Source organism: Leptospira perolatii, assembly GCF_002811875.1.
In the GTDB taxonomy this organism is placed as follows: domain Bacteria; phylum Spirochaetota; class Leptospiria; order Leptospirales; family Leptospiraceae; genus Leptospira_B; species Leptospira_B perolatii.
The window spans coordinates 1-18,597 of record NZ_NPDZ01000008.1; the positions used below are offsets into that span (position 1 = coordinate 1).

Sequence of the window (18,597 nt, forward strand, 5' to 3'; positions counted from 1 at the left end):
AAAAAGGTTAATTCAACAACCAAAAGTGTAACCCATGTCTCCGGTTTAAAGTGTTACCTATGTTCCCGGTTCTTCACTTCCTGGGCGGGGGCCGGTGCGGTGGAAGTACCAACCTCAGTTTCACGATTTCATCTTTTTCGCAAGAACTTTTTGGCGAGGGGAAGTTCGTAGGAGCTCCTACAAATTTCGTTCAGTAAAAGTGTTGCACTGTTAACTGAATCGCTGTTGTTCTCCTTCGCCCTTCTCTAATAGATTTCGAATTCCTTTTATTTCTAATTCCAGTTCATCTAACAATGGATAAAACTTTGAAGGCTCGATCCGGTCCTCTAAAATTGATTTTTTGTCCGATAAATCTTGGTACGATGCAGCGATAAGTTTTCTGTAAGCGGTCTGTAGCCTACCAATTCCCAGTTCAAAGTTTGCAGGCGAAAGCGCTTTTTTTCGCGAGTAAAATTTTCGAACCCAAGAAAAAACAAATTTTGTAAGAATCAGTCCGTAAGCTGGCAAGAGCAGTAGGAGTAAAGTCTTAAGAACCGGCCAGAGATTCCAAGATTGAGAAATAGAATATTGTAAAAAGAATCGTAAGCCCGATACAAATACGACGGAAAACGTATAGTTAATTCTCGGAGATGAAGGGGAAAGACTATTAAGTACCAATAATAAGGGAATTGAAAATAGTAAAACCAAAACTAAATCCAACGGAAAGAGGTTGGAAACAAGCTCAAGTAGTTGAACGATGGCGTTATAGGTCTTGACCAGGTCGTCTATGGATTGACTCAGTCGGTCAAAATCCGCTTTCAAGTTGGAGAAAAACTGGGTGATCTGGTTCATGAATTGGCTCCGTGCAATTCCGGGATGGGAAAAGGGAACCTACTACGTTCGATGGTTGCAAGAACTTTCCTTAACGAAAAAACTCTTCGTAGTATATTCGATTTTTGCGGTCTACTTTCTTCTATACCATGAATCTCATTTGCCTATCCTTTGGATGGTTGGGCTTGCATTTATTGGATATATTGTTTCAGCCTTTCTATTCTGGGGGATCGCCTTCGCTTATCAAAGTCTTGAGTCTAAAAAACAACTTCCGGATATTCTGGTCCAAGTAGGTCTGGCCAAGCCTACGAATGTGCTAGTTCCCTGGATTGAAACGATCTACTTTTTTCTATCAATATTTATCTGCTACGTTTCTGGCTTTTTTGCAAATCGGTCGGGAATTCTCTTTGTTTCAGTCTACTCTGGAGTCGTCTTACTGCTGAGGTTGTTGAACGACAAACTATATTATAAAATTGGATTCCTTGGAATCTTGGTGTTAGCATCAGGTCTTGGTAGTTTTAAATCTTTGCAGGCTACGGAAGGTTGGGTCGCTTATATGATGCTAAAACCCGACTTCAAAGAAGCCGATTTAACAAACTGGAAGTTTGACGAATCTGAACGACTTCTGTACAATAACGATATACATTTATCTTTCAAACTTCCGGAAGATTTTTATTTTCATAATCCAAAGGATCTTTCGTTTGAGGACAAAACAGGTACTGGACAAATTGCTGGAATCATTTCTTCTAGCGAAACTGATCCAAATCGATATCCCTATATTAAGATTTTCTATTATCCTGAAACTTTTACGCGATTTGAAGAGTATGTTGCGGGATTTAAGAAATATATCGAAATCAAGGAAAAGCGCGGAGACATCGAAGAAGTGAATGAATTGACCCCGGAGAATTTTGGGGACAAGTTTATCGGTCAGTGCTGGACTTATTACGATGTTCTTCGCCCAAGGTATGCAAAAACCGGAATATTCGTTTACGATGATAAAAATCAGAGTGATACCTTATTGATCCAGATCGCGGAGAGCTTGATTAAAGGGAGAAAACACGAAGAATCTACTGAATTCATCTTAAATAATGTGCGACGGGATTGATGCAAAAAAATCTTCTAAAGCCGCTTTTAGTTTTCTTCGTTTTCTTTTATTGCTCCTGCGTATGGTTAATTCGCCCACCTAAGCCGTTTACGGAAATTTCCCAGCCTTCTGCTCCAGACTATTCGAAAATGGAAAACTGGGCGGCTCATCCTGATCGCCAAAATCCTGCGAAGAATGTTCCTGAAAATTCTGGAATGGCTCCGATTACCGGCGACGGAAAGGTGGACATCTTCTTCATTCACCCTACCACTTTTTTTGGAAGGGAGTGGAATGCATCCTTAGATTACGAAAACGTAAATAACAAAACTGACGAAGGCACCATTCAAAAGCAAGCGAGCGTTTTCAATCAGGTAGGAAGAATTTTTGCTCCGCGTTACAGGCAGGCCACAATCTATTCATTTGTAGAGAAAGAAAGCGGGCAGAAGGCTCTAGAGCTTGCCTACAAAGACGTGCTACTATCTTTCGATCACTATATGCAAACTTGGAATAAAGGAAGGCCGATTCTTATCGCTTCCCATAGTCAAGGAACCAGACACGCTCTTCGTTTATTAATTGATCGATTTGATGGAAAACAACTTCAGAATAAATTAGTTGCGGCGTACTTGATTGGTGGAGCAATTCCGATAAACTCTTTAAAAAAGATTCAGGTTTGTTCACGCGCAGATCAAGTAGGATGTTTGATTAGTTGGAGGTCCGTCGGTGAAAACGGGAAAATTGCAAAACTTCCGCATGATCCCCCCGAGCCTTATATTTGCGTAAACCCACTTTCTTGGAAGTCGGATAGTGAGCCAGTAAGTGAAACCTTCAACTCTGGCGGAGTGCCATTTTCTTTTGACCGAGTGGATCCCGGTCTATGCGGAGCCAAGTGCGAAAATGGTTTATTAAGGATTACCAAACCGAACGCAAGAGGTTACGGCGGATGGTGGGACGGTAACTATCACGTGGCAGACTATGCATTATTTTATTCGAATATACGAACGAATGCAGTAGTTCGTGTGAGTTCCTACTTTTCCGAAAATAAATAGTCGAACGGAAAAGCGCTGGAAATTCAGAGTTTGGATTTGCGGAACAAACTTGTTTGAATGAGGGATAAGGGGTCGAGCATGATTCCTTGAACTCTTAGTCCAAGATGTAGATGGGGACCGGTGGACATCCCTGTTGATCCAATCTTTCCGATAAGATCTCCTTTTTTAATCCTGTCGCCGGTTTTTACTAGAAGTTCAGACTGGTGCATATAGAGGGAATAAATTTCCATTCCGTGGTCTATAACTGTGAAATTTCCTTCATAGTAAGTAGGCATCGCCAATATTACAGTTCCATCATTGATTGCGAAAATAGGATCTCCACTTTTCCCTTTAAAGTCTACGCCCCCGTGTGGTTTTCCTTTTTGTCGGTTATAAATTCTACGTTTATAGAATGGGCTGTTTAACTTTGGCTTAGGTACGGGATATTCAAAGTCAGATGCTACTTGCAGATCGGTTTTACTTTCGAAAGCGTTCGCCTTGGCTTCAGAACATCTGCGTATGAATTCCTTCACTTCTTCTGTAAGTTTTTCTGAAGTATATTTTGAATCCATCGTCAAATGTGAAACTTTAGAAACTGCAAAGCTTCTTTTAGAGATAGGAATTTCATATTTTTTCGATTCAGTGAGTCGAAACAAGTTCTTCTCTGTGATTTCCAAAATTCCCTCTGGTTTGGAATACTCCGGAGAAATTGGTATAAAAGCCCAAAAGCCGTTTTCTGTTTTTGTAACTGGTTGCTCTTTGCCTTCCCAAGTTACTTTGATTCTATCTAGTTTGGAAAAGAGCCTTTCTTCCGGTTTTACTTTAAGGATCAACATTTCGCCTTGGCTGAACTTTCTGCCCTGCAATGTAAAGGAAAACAGAGCTTCCTTTTTCTCTATAATCTCACCATTCGTGCGTGCTTGGCTTTTTTGTGTTTTAGGCGTTGCATTCTTAGAGTTTGCAATTTTGCGATTTGAATTTAGTGTCTGATTCTTGTTTGAAGATGAGGTTAAGATTTTCGGTAAAACAGATGCGGTCTTGTATTCCTTATTTTTTTGCTGTTTCTCCTTGGAGAAAAGCCGGGAGTAGCAAGGAACGATCAGAAATAGAATTAAGAAGGCGGAACAAGTTTTGTTAGCGGCGATTGGCTTTATTTTCATTTGTGATCTTTTCATCATCGTCTTAATAAGACGTTTACAGGAAATTTATTTCAACAGTCACGATAGACGGTCTCTCAGAACGGATTTTTCAGTACTTAAAATCCGGTTTCTGGAATCAGAATCTGAGAATGTCGGCTTTTCACTCTATTGATATGAAAAATAATATGTCTCATTTTTCTGGATACTAGGAAAATCCCGTATTTCCGAATCGTTTCCAAAAAACCCCTAATAAAAATCTCAGTTTCGCCGATGGGAAGGAACAGGGACCGAACTATGGCAGCACAAAAAGAGGAATGGTTGGATAGAATCTCCTCTCTTTTCGAAGAGGAAATTCACCTGTACTCAGAAATTCTAAAATTAGAAATAGATAAAACAGATGCAGTCACAAAAGCAGACGGCAAGAGTCTTGAGAGGATCTCCAAAAAAACTTACGAACTAATCGTACATGCTAGTGAACTAGAGAGAGTTCGCATGCAATCCATAGAAGATGTTTTTAAAACTGAGCGCGATCTTCAGTTGGAAACTGACTCCTTAACTCTTTCCGATTTTTTGAATCGGCTCGATCGTACCTCGGGTTACAAGCTAAAGCAGTTAGGAACAAGATTAAAGGATATCGTTCACAAGCTCAAAGATAGGATAAAGGCAAACGATAAACTACTCCAAACTAGGCAGGCATTTTTGCAGGCGACTATTGAGGCAATGAGGGAAAATTCTCGGAGTGGAGAAGTCGCGACTTACGGCGATGAGGAACGCATTGCCCGTTCCAAAAAGAAACGTTCATCCGTATTGGTTAACGCTTCCGTTTAACAAAGGTTAAAGGAGAGGAGGAGAGTAAAAATGGGTTCAACATTCTCCGGATTAGAAATCGGAAAGCGCGGTCTTTCTGCTCATCAACAGGCTTTGCAAACTACAGGCCATAATATTTCAAACGCGGATAACAAGCATTATTCAAGACAGAGAGTTGTCTTAACCGCGACGGATCCGCTTTATGAACCTTCCCTAAATCGGGCTCACCTTCCAGGGCAGATTGGGCAGGGTGTCGAAATCGCGGCAATCGAGAGAGTTCGAGATAATTTTATAGACGATCGTATCATCGAGACTTCTGGCGTACGGGATTTTTGGGCGGCAAAGAACGAATATCTGTATCAGGCAGAAACCATTTTTAACGAGCCGACTGGTACGACACTAAGAACATTGATGGATAAATTCTGGTCTTCATGGGAAGAACTCGCGAATTATCCTGAAGACAACGCACACAGATCTGTGGTTCTAGAAAAAGCTCAAGGGTTAGGGAGCAGAATGGAAGATGTTTATCGTAAGCTCTTCCAGTTGAGGGACCAAGCTAACAGAGAAATAGAATCCCACGCACTACACTTAAACACGATAGCTGAGAATATCCGTACGTTAAACGAAAGAATTGCGAAGTCGGAAGCACTCGGCGATAGACCAAACGACTTGTATGACAAACGAGATGAGCTCCTACAAGAGCTTTCGGGTCTGACAGACATTACGATCGGCCGAAGCGATGAAGATGAACTTATGGTCTTCATCGGACAACAGATCTTGGTGCAAGGCGGCAAGGCGAATAAAATTAATATATTAGGAAACCCTGATAAAGATGGGCTATTGGACCTTTATTGGGCCCAAACAGGTGATCCGGTACTTCTCAGAAAAGGAAGACTTCAAGGTTTGATTGAAGTTCGAGATAAAATTCTGAGGGAAAAAATTGATCAAGTCGATTCACTCGCAATCAACGTCATGGACGTGATTAACGAAATTCACAAAGACGGATTCGGTATTAACGGAAATACGAACTTAAACTTCTTTAATATTCGATCACTATCTTTGAATACTTTCGGGGAATACGACTACGATGGCGACGGTCAAAACGATACGACCGCTATCTTTCGCGTAACCGGAAAAAATACTTTGGATCCGGATCGCCCTATCGGAATATCCGGAACATTGACATTCCATCGGCCTGACGAAAAGGAAACCGCCGTACTAATTCCTTACACTGCAAATGATACATTAAACGGGATTATTAAACGAATCAATGCATCTAAAGTAGGCATTGTCGCTTATATGAACCACGATAACCAATTTGCAGTAAAGGCCACTATCGCTGAAGATACTCCGAAGAAGAACTTTATGATTCGCCACTTAGAAGATTCGGGTGATCTTTTGGTCGGATTAACAGGTGTGTTAATGGCTTCGGGACCGGCAGGAGCGTACGATTATAAACGCTTGGGTGAAATGACGAAGCTCCAAGCTAAACCGGAAGATATTACATTGTCGCCGCATTTTCATCCCTCTTCTCATTTTAGAATTCATGAACAGATCGCGAACAATGTTGCGAACATTGCCGCAGCAAGAGGAAAGGATGTTGGCGGAACCGGAGATTACAATTCACCGGGTGGTCACAAGGATGGACGGAACGCTCTGCTCGTAGCATCATCACTTCGGAACAATCCTGTGATGGTAGACTATTCAAAGACCACAGATGATTTTTATAATAGCTTAATATCTAAATTAGGCACGGAAGCAAGAGAAGCAAAACAAGAGTGGGGAATCCAAAACGACCTGATGACGGAATTGGAAAACATGAGACAATCCGTTATGGGTGTCAGTTTGGACGAGGAAATGGCCAATATGGTTCAGTTCCAGCATTCTTATAACGCCTCGGCGAAGATGATCAACACCATGAACGAAATTCTGGATACGATCATTAATCGTTTAGGCGTATAACATTCCGCGGGGAATAGCAAGGAGGCGAAGCCATGATGCGGATCACTAACATGATGCAGAACAATACACTGGTGCGAACTTTGAATCGTCATCAGACCGCACTAGACGAGACCCAAAATCAGCTCGGAACCGGGCAAAGAATTCGTTTGCCTTCCGATGAGCCGGGAAGGGCAACAAATCAAATGTTCTTCCGTTCTCGATTAAACGAATTAGATACTTTTCAAATGAATATCGACGACGGTTACGGTCGTCTGCAACAGATTGACGGAGAGTTAGATAGAATAGGCTCTCTTTTCCAAAGAGCAAGAGTGCTCGCAGTTCAGGCTTCGAACGGTATTTATCAAGGAGATAAAGGATTCGAACTCGAGGTTGCTGTAGGAAAAGAGATCGATGAACTATTACGCGCGTTAGTCGACATAGCAAATACTAGAGATGCTACTGGTAGACCTTTGTTCGGCGGCCATGTAATCGAAAGACCTCCGTTTGAACCGATAGAATCTAAAATCAAGGGATTGCAAGGGCTCGAGCTTAAGAATCAATATATCGGCGTTGAATACAGGGGCGATATCGGTGAGCAACTTAGAGAAATAGAAAAAGGTGAGTACATTCCAGTAACAATTCCAGGAAACAAAGTTTTCTGGGGAACCAATATGAGCGTTACGAGTCGAGTGGACAACTCCGGATATGTAGCTGTATCTGATCAGAAGTTCAAAATCGATGGTGTCGAAATTCAGGTTTCCGCCGGGGACACGATCGACGATATCATCGATAAAATAAACAATGCTCCGATCGAAGTAAAAGCGAATAAGCTGGCTCAAGATAATATCAGTTTAAGTTCGACCGCTCCGCATCAGGTCTGGTTAGAAGATACCGACGGAGGCACTGTTCTACGAGACATCGGACTAATCGACTCAACAAATTCGGAACCACCGAATAACTATAGTAAGTCGGCAACAGTAACTGGTCTTTCGGTTTTTGACGTTTTGATCCAGTTTCGAAATGACTTAATTCAGAAGGACCAGGAAAGGATTTCCGGAAGGGATTTACAGGACCTCGATTTAGCACTAGAAAATATTCTAAGATATCGTGCGATTACGGGTGCGAGAATGAATCGAATGGAAGAACATTCTCAACGGTTAGATTTTGATAAGTCTTATATGACGGAACTGTTAGCGAAAAACGAAGGCATTGATTTCCCGGAGACCATTATGAATCTTAAATGGTTGGAAACAATTCATCAATATGCGCTCAATGTAGGTTCCAAAATCATTAAGCCAACTTTAATGGACTTCCTGCGGTAAAGTGTGCACGATTAAATCGGTTTAAATTTGCCGGATGAATTCATTTGAAAAATGCGAAAAATAAAACTAAGGCCTAAAAAAGGCTAAAATCAATAAGGTCGGACAATGGTTGAAATCCAAAGCAAACCTTTCGGTGCAATAAGAGTATCGGAAAAACAGATTATTCGATTTCCGGAGGGGTTACTCGGCTTTTCGAGCTATAAGAATTTTGCTTTGATTGAAGAAGATGAAGAATCCGTGTTTAAATGGCTCCAATCGATTGAGGAAGTGGATTTAGCTTTTGTAGTAATTCCTCCTTCTCTTTTCAAAAAAGAGTATAAACCACTGATTCCTACTGATGAATTGTCCCAGTTAGGGATTGAAGATTCTTCTCAGGCTTTAATCCTTGTTATCGTAACGATACCAAATGACGACCCTGCTGCCATGACCGCGAATTTACAAGGCCCTATTCTAGTGAATAAAACGAATCTAGTCGGAAGACAATTCATCTCGAGAAATGAACTTCACTCCGTAAGAGAAAAAATAATCGAGAGTGCAACGGTGGAGATGTCTTAAGTGCTGGTTCTTGCAAGAAGGACCAACGAGTCCATAATCATCGGAGACGATATAGAAATTGTAATTGTCGATATCAAAGGGGACCAAGTAAAAATTGGAGTAAAGGCCCCTAAGGAAGTTTCCGTTCATCGCGCAGAGGTTTATCGAGAAATTCAGGAAGAAAACCGAAAGGCCGCCGGCACAAAAATAAAGCCCGAGGAACTTGGAAAAATTGGCAGTATCCTTAAAAAAGGCGATCAAAGTAAGAAAAACAAAGAGTGATCGATTCACTCTTTTACTTATTTTTGTACTTTATATTTTTATAAATTGCTCTGGAACTCAAATCAAGTCGATCGCATCGACTTCGGAATCAGTTGCAGTCTTCTATATAAATAGAATTTCCGAAGAGCCTAGATTTCTTGATCCTCCAAATTGGAGGCCGGTTGCAGGAACCCTGCTGACCGGTGCGAATTTTGATTCGGACAAAAAGGAAGAATTCAAAGCTAGGATCGGAAGTTTATTTAAGTATATTGGAGTGGTCGATTCTACGGTGACTTCCAGAGACCCGGTTCGAATCGTAAACGAAGTCGAAGCAGAAATACTTTCCAATCTTTTGTTCGAGGCAGAGAACGGAATACCCGACGGTGCTCCAAAAGCATATTTGATACTGATGAAAAAGGAAGATCAGATTCGACCTGGTCTGAGAATTCGAAGGACTTCATTTTATTTAAGGAATACTCCAGAATGTATCTACCTCGAATTTGTGGAAATCGGCCAAGTAATCGACTTTCAGGTTCCCTACGGATTTAGGGATTGGACTTTATTCGCGGTTTCTGAATCTAATACGGGCAGCCAGAATGAAGTTTTTTTATCTGAAATAAGACCATCTGGAATTGAGTACGTTTCAAAGCCAAATTTGGCAGGCGCCATTTCAGAAGAAAAAAATAAAGTCTGTGTCAGACAACAGTTTTGGTCCTCTCCCAAAAATGAATCTCTTCCAACCAAGAAAGTTGATAAAAACTTAGAGAGTAGATTGAAGGCTCTAAAAGATCTGCTCGAGAAGGGATTGATTACGAAGCAGGACTATGAACGCAAAAAAGCAGAGTTATTAAAGGAATTATAATTCATCTAACAAATTCTGTTAAATGAACTGAAATTGAAAAACGATTTTCAAAAGACCGGAGCAGCCCCTTGCGGGGCTGCTCACGTAGTGAGAATAGTGAAGAGAATTGGATATATGTTTCCGTTGAACCTGGCCCGAAAGCCAGACTCCATGAAAACATTCCATTGGTACCATATCTTAGAATGTGGTAATTAAGACACAGTTTTTTTCACCGGTCTAGAACAGAATTTTAAAGAATTTTTAGTACGAAATTCGTAAGATAACTGTAGCTTCCCTGTAAAGTGTGCCACCTTCTATTGGGGTCTGGACGCCTTCTTTAGATGAAGTTCGGATTGCTCCTTGGTTGGATGGATCATATCCGGAATCGAAGGTTTGGATCTCAATAATATCTTTATATTTTAATCCTAGGGCACTCAGTACCGTTTCTGCTTTCTTTTTTGCGTCCCTTGATGCTTCTCTAAGAGCTTCAAGGGAGGCCTTTTCATCATTTTCAGGTTCTGCCAAAAATCGGATGCTAGAAATTTGGTTTGCACCCGCTTTGACTGCGTCATCCAGGAGCTTTCCGGCCTCGGACAAGGTTATGCGACATACCACTGAATTCGAAGAAAAATAGCCTCTGATTTCCTTGTTGGACCCGGAGGAACTTATCTTTGAATATTCAATCTGCGGTGTTAAACGAATTCCCTCCGTCTTCAGATATTTTACGTTTCTACTCTTCAGTAGCTTAATAACTGAATCGGATTTTGACGCGGTTTTCTCGTGGGCTTCTTCCGCAGTCTTTGCCTCGCTTTCAACCGAGAATCTGATCTCGGCTATCTCAGCTGGCAAGGTAACCCTTCCTCGCCCGGTAACTGTGATTACTTTGTTTTCGTTAGCGGCAATCGTACTTGTTATACAGAATAGCAGGCCGAATAGAAAAGAGGCTTTTTTAGAAAAATTCATAGATTTTAAGACCGTGATTACTTTCAAAAATTTCCAGGCCTTTACCAAATCATTTCATAGTACTGATCTTAGTAAGGACCGATTCTATTTTTACTTACCCTTTAGGTGTTCCTCTGGGAAATCCTCTTCCCATCGATTTATCCTTTCTTTCAAGTTCCTGCGACCCACGTAGTATATTTCGCTCATCTTAAAATCAACCTTTGCCTGGTTAGCATATTTTTCGGAGCGATGTTCCAAATAGGGGTGTGTCATAAAATATTCTTCAAGAGGAGTACTTTGCGTTCCTTGCGAATCGGATGCTTCCTTTAACCTTTGAAACGTAGTGCCCATGGCTGAAAGATCGTATAATTCTCTTTGCAATATTTGATAACCGTATTCATCGGACTCTGCTTCTTGATTTTTGCTAAATGAAGGTCGTAGCAAAAGACCAACCGCTATATCAGCAATTTCTCCGAGTGTTGCCGAGCCAATCTTTCGGGTCAGTAATTCGAATCGAACTCCATCCATACAATGAGATAATTCTATATGTCCGATTTCGTGGCCTATGACTGCAGCGAGTTCCGCTTCCGATTGAAGAAGATTTAATAAGCCAGTAGTTACGAAAATAATTCCCCCCGGCATTGCAAACGCATTTGGATGCGGATCTTCTAAAATAAAGGCTCTATAGGAAAATCCTTTTTTATTATCCACCGTCAGGCCGCTTACTATGCTCTGAACATACAGATAGTCTCGACTCGAATCATTTGTGTAGGAAGAATATCGGTCCGCAATTGCATCTCCCAACTCTTTTTCATCCATATCATTTACAGGCAAAATCTTAGTAAAGGCGCGATCCATTGTTTTTACTGGTTTGCCGAGTAGTTGAAAAATCGGAGCCAAGGTGGCCGGTTTTTCGACCTGGACTTCGTATCGAACCACTAGAAAACTTAATCCTGCACCGGATAATAAAAGCAGAATCAACCAGATCTTTTGTTTAAGTTCCATTCTTGCTTTCCTTTTCCGAATTTTTGAATTTGTTATAAATCGTATTCATAAGAATCAAAATACTTCCGGCTGCTAAAAAGACGATAGCGCGCGTTATCGTTGAGGACTGTTTCAAATCCCAAAATATTAAGCGAATCAAACAAATCACCATCGCGGAGAGAGAAACCAGTCTGAATTGGCTCTCCCTCAATTTCAGTCCAATTATAAAGACTACAAAGATTTCTATCATCCAAAGTAGGGTTAGAATTGAATGCTCAAAACTCCAATATAAGAAAAGTGCGATAGATCCAAAGACCGGATAGAACACGAATACATTTTTTAAAGACCAGAGCTTATCGGATCTGACCTGAATTTTTTCAACAAATCCAGGCTCAGCTTTAATGGTTTGCGGCGTATAGGAATACGCCCTAACTAAATAGGAAACTTGACCGAATACGCCGACCAATCCTCCTACCCATTCTTGGTCTGCCCAGAAGTTACTTGGTGTCGTGTTGCTGCTAGATAAGAAAGCTGTGTGAACACAGGAAACCCAGAAGAGTAGGAGCGCATATAGTCGTAGCCTGGATAGTTCTTCGGAAAATTTCCAGGATAAGAATTCTAGCAACCACGCATATAAAATCCATGCAACTGGCAGCCATACGTTCGGCACTTCGAAGGAAATCGCGATCACTCCGAATACAATAGAAAGTTCCCAGAAAAGAGGAGGCAGTTTGTTCCAAAGAGATGAGCTTTCTTCTTTTGCTGGTTTAGAATTCGCCCAGTACAGGAAGCACGCGATTGCAAATATCTGGACTAAGAATCGAATTTTGAACCAACCTATGATAAATTCGGACTGCAAATGTACGACAGCATGGATGATTAAGAACAAGGCCACGAAGCCGAATGCTAAGATACCGATGGCACCCTTTGCGGAATATATCGAGTCCTTCCATGTGCCTTTCCAATTTCCCCCTTGGTTTGAGATAAGTTTGTAAGTGTCCAAATATAAAAGAGAATACAGAAGCACTAGAATTCCGGGTAAGAAAGGAGAAAGTTCAGAGCCTATCGTGAAAGTGTGAGTGATCAGATGAAGCGAAAATAAAATAACTCCTAATTTGGAATAGTAAGCGCTCTCCCCGTTTGAGTAGATTCTTTTGGAAAGCGGAATGAGAAGTAAAATCGCTACAACGAGAGGCAGATCAATTCGTAAAAAATCGAAACCTTCTTTGTCCGAGCCTCGATGAATTACTAGAATGTGTAGCGCGATGATAAAAGGAATTAAGCCAATTGCGATTCCGTTCCATTGGAATTTTTGTCGAAATATAAGTAAGAGTATAAAAAGAAACGAAGCAAAGATCTCACTGTGTTCTATAGAAGATATCTGGTAGCATAAAAGCGCAGCAAGTAGCCCGGTCCATAGACCTGACGGAGACAGTTTTTCTTTTTCTGAAAAATTGTAAATATCGTCGATGGAGTTTTTTCTATCTTTGAATCGTAACGAATCATACGCTTGGGGCACGATGCTTATCCCCAGCGTAAGCAATGTCGCTACCAGATACCAGTAAATGCTTTCTTTTTCGAAACATAATAATGAGATAATTAGATATCCCGCCCAGGAAAGATGCAAGAGTGCTGCACCAATTTTTCCGAGTACGTTATCTTTCTCTTCCCAAGATACTAGGAAGAACACGGTGAGCAATAACGAAAGGATAATATTGATTAAGACTGGATCCATCTCCCATCTAAACAGATAGATTATGGAGAGAGAAGCGATCAAAAGGGAAACTAGGGTATCCGTAAGATGGAGCCAACGGATCCCAAAACTCTTTGCTCTACGCGCGAGAAAATATGTGGGAACAGAAGCGATGCCTAGGATTAAAACATTCCATTTGGATCCTGTAGAATATTGTAAGAATCCAATGGCCATGGTTGCCCAAACCACCAAGTGAGTTACAAAAGGAGTGATCTCAAACTTGGAAGTAGTGTATACTCTTCGATAATGCACCAATAAAGAAGCGATTCCAACAGCGCCTGTTCCGAACAAACCGATGATTCTCATGGTGGATGGATCCGATCCGCTTTCGCCGCTGTTCAGACTATTTCCGTATATCAAGTTTGCGATCAGGTAAGAAGCAACTGTCAGCGTTAGATGGAATTCCCACTTTGCTCTGTAGGAAAGGAGAGAGCTAAAAAGTGAGACGATCACTATGATCCCAAAAACGATACTAGATTTGGGCAAAATGATCAGCGAGACCAGACTTAGTATAATATGAAGACTTGCGAATCTTTGTCCGGCTGCCTGCCATGCAAACGCAAGATTGACTCCGATTCCTGCCAGGATTAATAGCAATCCAAGATACTGGTTTTCGATCCAGTGCATCCCAGGAATTGAAACCGAACCTATACATGCAAACAGTGTAACTGCTCCGGATGCACTTTTGATCCAATACGAAACCTGCCTCCAAAATTCTTTTCGAACTAAGTAGATAGATGCTGCGTACAATCCCGCTCCAATGCTTAGCACTAGTAGGAAACGGAAAAAAGCGTTCATTTGTAATGCCGCGTAAATTCCTAAAAAGCCGACCCCCATTACTAGGATGATGCTCCCGAGAATTCCGGTCCAGTTTTGGGCAAAGGCGGTTTCGAACTTTTGCCATGCCTCAGATTTTTCCTGTTTTAATTTTGTAGGAACTACTGGTTTCGAAATTTCCTTGTTGGCCGAAGCACTGGTATAAGCGAACTCTGCTTTCTTTTCCTGGGTTTCGATCGCCTGTTTTTTTTCCGGAACAGAGACTGGTGGGGAAGTCTCGATCGGTTTAGTTTTTTCGGCTTTCGGAATTTTTTCCTGTGATTTAGAATAAATTATTTCCTCGATCCTTTGGATCCGATCGGACAATTCTTGTATTCTCATCAGAAGGAATAAGCAGAACGCTAGGAGGGCTATAGAGGCAAGAACGGCGAGTACCATCATCGGGAGATCGATTTAATATTCTTCCTATATGATGTAAATGGTTTTTCTAAGTCTTTAATACATGTTCCTGCAGGTTTCAAAAGCCAATTGTGGTAAGATTGACTTTATTGTATGCTCAAACTGCCAGGCCGCGCGAGTAACGTATTCAAGCGCTATACAGTAGGAGATTAGTTATGTCTTTACTAATCTTTCATTCGATAACCGCGGTTTCTTCACTGTTTTTCTCTAAACATTTTCCAAAAGCTGACAAGGGCTACTTTAATAATTATCATTGCATACCGCGTAATCCACCGTCTCATTATAGAGGGAACCTGTGTCCCGGTACCTTTATCGCAACGACCTTATGAATCAATCCTCGTTAGACTCTAAGATTCTGCATGAATTTTTTGAGAAGAATCCCGTCCCGCTGGCGATTCTGGAAAAATCCACCTGGAACTATATATTATTAAACGAAAGCTTTAGAGAAAATTCTGGATTATCCACCGAACAAGTGTTCGGGAAGTCAGTGTTTGAAACCGGATTTCAAGTACCGAACCAATATAAGGAACGAATTATCCAAGGACTGTTAAAAGAAGGGGAGATAAAGAACTTAAATCTTCCATTCTGGAGTTCAAAGGGAGATGAATACTGGGTACTCTTCGGAGCAAGGGAGATCGAATACAACAATGCTCCCGCAATTCTGATTAGTACCGTTCCTATTACGGAACGAGTCCGCAAAGAAAGAAGCCGTCGACTTCTGTTCGATCGTATTCAACAGAAAGAAGAAATACTAGAACAAATTTTCCGTTTGAATCCTTCTGCAATCACACTTTCGAATATCGAAGGACAGTATCTGGATGTAAATGATAGATTTCTAAAATTCATCGGTAGACAGAAGAATGAGGTTATCGGAAAAACTGCTCTTGAACTAGGGGTTTATTATAATACCCGAGATCGGGAAAAGGTAATCAGCCAACTTAAAAAGCACGGAGCTGTCTCTGATATAGAAATCCAAATGCAAACAGCAGATGGTGTGGTTCGAACTTTCTTATTTTCGGCTCGTATATTAGATTTTTTTGGTGAACAAAGAATTTTAGCGATAGGACATGATTTAACCGAAATTAAAGCTGCGAGGGTAAAACTAGAAACTTTAGCAACCGAATTAGAAAGAAGCAAAGAACGATTCCAGCTTTTATTTCAATTGATACCTTCTCTTGTCGCACTCACAGATCTTGAGACTCAGAAAATTGTAGATGTGAACGAAAGATTTCTAAAGGTCCTGAAATACAAAAGGGAAGAGGTCATCGGAAAAACGAGTAATGAACTCGGAATTTGGGATGATGTACTTTCGGTTCGAGATCAAATTTTTCAAAAAGTGGGTGCAGGAGAAGAAATCGGTAATTTTGAAGTGGTTACTAGGGCATCGGATGGATCAAGGATACATGTACTTTTCTCTGGTCGCTTGGTGGTTTCGGACGGAAAGAGAATGTTTCTCTCTCATGCAGTAGACATTACTGAAAAGAAAAAAGCAGAGGAAGAGGCGAGGATCTTATCTGAGGAACTTGCATTGAGCAAGGATTTGTTCGAAAGGATTTTCGAACTGAATCCAGCGGCAGTTTCCATTTCCGATGCTGAGACCGGAGTTTATCAAAATGTAAATGAGTCATACTGTGAGTTAATCGGTTATTCCAAAGAAGAAATCATAGGTAAATCTTCTCATGAGCTAGGAATCTGGAAGACACAGTTTGATCGCGAAAAGTTGAAGAAGGAGATTGAGGAGAAGGGCTGGATTCGAAATCTTGAGGCGATAATCAATCATCGAGATGGAACCGATCGCCACGTGCTTTCCGGAAATCGATTCTTCAAGTCCGGCGGAAAGGTAAAACTTTTGGCTATTTTGATTGATGTATCCGACAAGAAGAAAGTAGAAGCAGAACGTGATAGATATCTAATGCAAATGGAAGAAAGTACGGAACTCTTCCAAAAGGTTTTCGATTTAAATCCGGATACAATTACAATCACAGAACTTCCGGATTGTATTTATAAAAATGTAAATTACGGATTCACCGAATTGCTCCAGTTTACAAAGGAAGAAGTAATCGGAAAATGCAGTTACGATCTTGGAATTTGGCCAGATACTTCAGTAAGGGACAAATTCATGTTGGACTTGCAAAAGGAAGGAATCATTCGGGATCAAGAATTTCAGTTTAGAAAAAAAGATGGAACCTTGGTTGATACCATACTTTCAGGTAGGCTTGTTAATATAGGCCAAACTCCTTGTTTGTTGTCGATCACTAAGGATTTGACTCAAGTAAAACTGGCCGAAAGAGAAAGAAACGAAGAGTCGCGAAAACTTTCTCTTCAGGCAAATTCATTGTTGGCGATTGCAACGGATCATGATTTTGCGAGCGGAAATCTGAAAGAAGGTGTGAAAAAGATTTCTCGAATTACAGCCGAAACTCTGGAATGCGATCGCATTTCAGTCTGGTTGATTGATAAAAATGACCCGGATCGAGTTACTCTCATTGATGGCTGGGATGCTAACAACGAAGTGTTCTCTCCTGCAGACGATATAAGAATGTCTGATTATCCGATCTATTTTACCGCGCTCCAGTCGGAACGGGCAGTAAGAGTCATGGATGTCTTCAACGAGCCAAGGACTGTTGAATTTGCAGAGACCCATTGCCGACCGATCGGAGTAAGAGCATTATTAGACGCACCCATCTTTATGCGCGGCGAAATCGTCGGAGTGCTATGTGTGGAACACCGTGGTGAGCCGAGGTCTTGGAAGAATTTTGAAGAGCAATTTATCGTAACTGTTTCTGAACAGGCCACGCAACTATTGTTAAATGCGGAGCGTAGAGAAACTCAGGTAGAATTAGAAGAGGCGGTAAAAGTCCGAACAAAAGAGTTGGCCTCCGCTCTCGAGAATCTACAAAAAACTCAGGAGCAACTGATTCTTTCCGAAAAGATGGCTGCCTTGGGTCAATTGGTTGCGGGTATCGCTCATGAAATCAATAATCCGCTCGGAGTCATTTCTGCACTAAGCGGAGAAATTAAAGCTTACCTAAACAGTTCCGCGGAAAGATTAGAAAAACTGAATTCAGCCTTCCAAGAGGCGGATCCAGAATATGTTTCCGGCATTTCTTCTTTTATTAGAAAGGGAATCAATGTATCCGAAACCCTTTTAGATAGAGAAGAAAGGAGAAAAGTACTGCGAGAACTTAGAGACCAACTGGAAAAACTTGAATTTGAAAATGCTCACGATATCGCGGACCAGTTGGTAGACTGTGGAATGCAGGATGCTCTTAAAGAATATCGAGGATTGTTTTCAAAAGCAAGAAACGCATTATTATTAGAATATGCTTTGGAAGAGATCCAAGTAAAACGAAATGTGGAATCGATCGGACTGGCGGTCGACCGAACATCAAAAATTGTTTATGCATTAAGAAACTATGCGCATATCGATCTGACTGCCGGAAAAACAGAGACCGATATAGCTTCCAATATAGAAACTGTACTTACGATTTATCGAAACCAGATTCGAAACGGTGTAGAAGTAGAACTAGACTTTCACACGAGACCAAAGATTCTGGCTTTTCCAGACGACTTGCTCCAGGTTTGGACTAACATGATCTACAATTCTTTGCAAGCCATGCAATTCAAAGGCAAGATCAGAATTGAAATTCGAGAAACCGATTCCGATATCATCGTATGGATTTCGGATACAGGTCATGGAATTCCGGAAGAGAATGTTCACAAGATTTTTGATCCATTTTTTACGACCAAAGGAATTGGAGAAGGAAGTGGTCTAGGTCTGGACATTTCCCGTCGAATCGTACAAAAGCACGGCGGGAAAATTGACCTGAAGTCCAGACCGGGCAAGACAACTTTTAAAGTTACACTGCCGAAAACCTTCCATTCTGTTAGGTGAATAGAATTTACGAGAATTGGAAA

The 18,597-nt window shown here is 41.2% G+C and carries 13 protein-coding genes and 1 pseudogene; 9 read left to right on the plus strand and 5 right to left on the minus strand.

Annotated features, from left to right (window positions below; genetic code table 11):
* Positions 1 to 210: 210 nt before the first annotated feature.
* Entirely contained in the window at positions 211 to 831 is a 621-nt protein-coding gene (locus CH373_RS12750) for a hypothetical protein (RefSeq protein ID WP_100713690.1), read from the minus strand.
* Between CH373_RS12750 and CH373_RS12755 the strand changes: the two genes are divergently transcribed.
* Together CH373_RS12755 and CH373_RS12760 are read left to right on the plus strand one after the other, a co-directional pair.
* Positions 830 to 1,915, plus strand: coding sequence for a hypothetical protein (locus tag CH373_RS12755; RefSeq protein WP_207761463.1), 1,086 nt, complete (start codon positions 830 to 832; stop codon positions 1,913 to 1,915). The genes CH373_RS12750 and CH373_RS12755 overlap by 2 nt on opposite strands.
* Positions 1,915 to 2,940 carry a DUF3089 domain-containing protein gene (locus tag CH373_RS12760; protein WP_100713672.1) on the plus strand — a complete coding sequence of 342 codons (1,026 nt, stop codon included), beginning with the start codon at positions 1,915 to 1,917 and terminating at the stop codon, positions 2,938 to 2,940. Before CH373_RS12755 ends, CH373_RS12760 begins: the two co-directional genes overlap by 1 nt.
* A 23-nt stretch (positions 2,941 to 2,963) precedes the next feature.
* On the opposite strand, the gene CH373_RS12765 is transcribed toward CH373_RS12760, so the two are convergent.
* On the minus strand, positions 2,964 to 4,079 hold the full coding sequence (locus tag CH373_RS12765; protein ID WP_100713671.1) for a M23 family metallopeptidase: 1,116 nt from the start codon (positions 4,077 to 4,079) through the stop codon (positions 2,964 to 2,966).
* A 273-nt stretch (positions 4,080 to 4,352) separates the two neighbouring features.
* Between CH373_RS12765 and CH373_RS12770 the strand changes: the two genes are divergently transcribed.
* The 6 genes from CH373_RS12770 (at position 4,353) to CH373_RS12795 (ending at position 9,785) form a co-directional block, all read left to right on the plus strand.
* Entirely contained in the window at positions 4,353 to 4,886 is a 534-nt protein-coding gene (locus tag CH373_RS12770; RefSeq protein ID WP_100713670.1) for a flagellar protein FlgN, read from the plus strand.
* A 30-nt stretch (positions 4,887 to 4,916) separates the two neighbouring features.
* Complete coding sequence (gene flgK, locus CH373_RS12775) at positions 4,917 to 6,827, plus strand: flagellar hook-associated protein FlgK (protein ID WP_100713669.1); 1,911 nt, start codon at positions 4,917 to 4,919, stop codon at positions 6,825 to 6,827.
* A 35-nt stretch (positions 6,828 to 6,862) separates the two neighbouring features.
* The gene (locus CH373_RS12780) at positions 6,863 to 8,128 is read left to right on the plus strand and encodes a flagellar hook-associated protein 3 (protein WP_100713668.1); all 1,266 of its coding nucleotides are present in this window, start codon (positions 6,863 to 6,865) and stop codon (positions 8,126 to 8,128) included.
* 105 nt (positions 8,129 to 8,233) lie between these two features.
* Positions 8,234 to 8,683, plus strand: coding sequence for a flagellar assembly protein FliW (gene fliW / locus CH373_RS12785; protein ID WP_100713667.1), 450 nt, complete (start codon positions 8,234 to 8,236; stop codon positions 8,681 to 8,683).
* Positions 8,684 to 8,944 carry a carbon storage regulator CsrA gene (gene csrA, locus CH373_RS12790; protein WP_100713666.1) on the plus strand — a complete coding sequence of 87 codons (261 nt, stop codon included), beginning with the start codon at positions 8,684 to 8,686 and terminating at the stop codon, positions 8,942 to 8,944.
* Complete coding sequence (locus tag CH373_RS12795) at positions 8,895 to 9,785, plus strand: SHOCT domain-containing protein (protein ID WP_125169966.1); 891 nt, start codon at positions 8,895 to 8,897, stop codon at positions 9,783 to 9,785. The genes csrA and CH373_RS12795 overlap by 50 nt, the downstream gene beginning before the upstream one ends.
* 240 nt (positions 9,786 to 10,025) lie before the next feature.
* Here CH373_RS12795 and CH373_RS12800 read toward each other — a convergent pair whose 3' ends face one another.
* The 3 genes from CH373_RS12800 to CH373_RS12810 form a co-directional block, all read right to left on the minus strand.
* The gene (locus CH373_RS12800) at positions 10,026 to 10,754 is read right to left on the minus strand and encodes an SIMPL domain-containing protein (RefSeq protein WP_125169964.1); all 729 of its coding nucleotides are present in this window, start codon (positions 10,752 to 10,754) and stop codon (positions 10,026 to 10,028) included.
* 63 nt (positions 10,755 to 10,817) lie between these two features.
* Positions 10,818 to 11,711 (minus strand): M48 family metallopeptidase, encoded by an 894-nt coding sequence (locus CH373_RS12805; protein ID WP_100713664.1) that lies wholly within the window; start codon positions 11,709 to 11,711, stop codon positions 10,818 to 10,820.
* Entirely contained in the window at positions 11,701 to 14,661 is a 2,961-nt protein-coding gene (locus tag CH373_RS12810) for a DUF2339 domain-containing protein (RefSeq protein ID WP_100734099.1), read from the minus strand. Before CH373_RS12810 ends, CH373_RS12805 begins: the two co-directional genes overlap by 11 nt.
* Before the next feature lie 382 nt (positions 14,662 to 15,043).
* On the opposite strand from CH373_RS12810, the pseudogene CH373_RS12815 reads away from it, so the two are divergent.
* Positions 15,044 to 18,574: pseudogene (locus CH373_RS12815) on the plus strand (PAS domain-containing sensor histidine kinase); the annotation flags it as partial.
* Between the last annotated feature and the right edge of the window lie 23 nt (positions 18,575 to 18,597).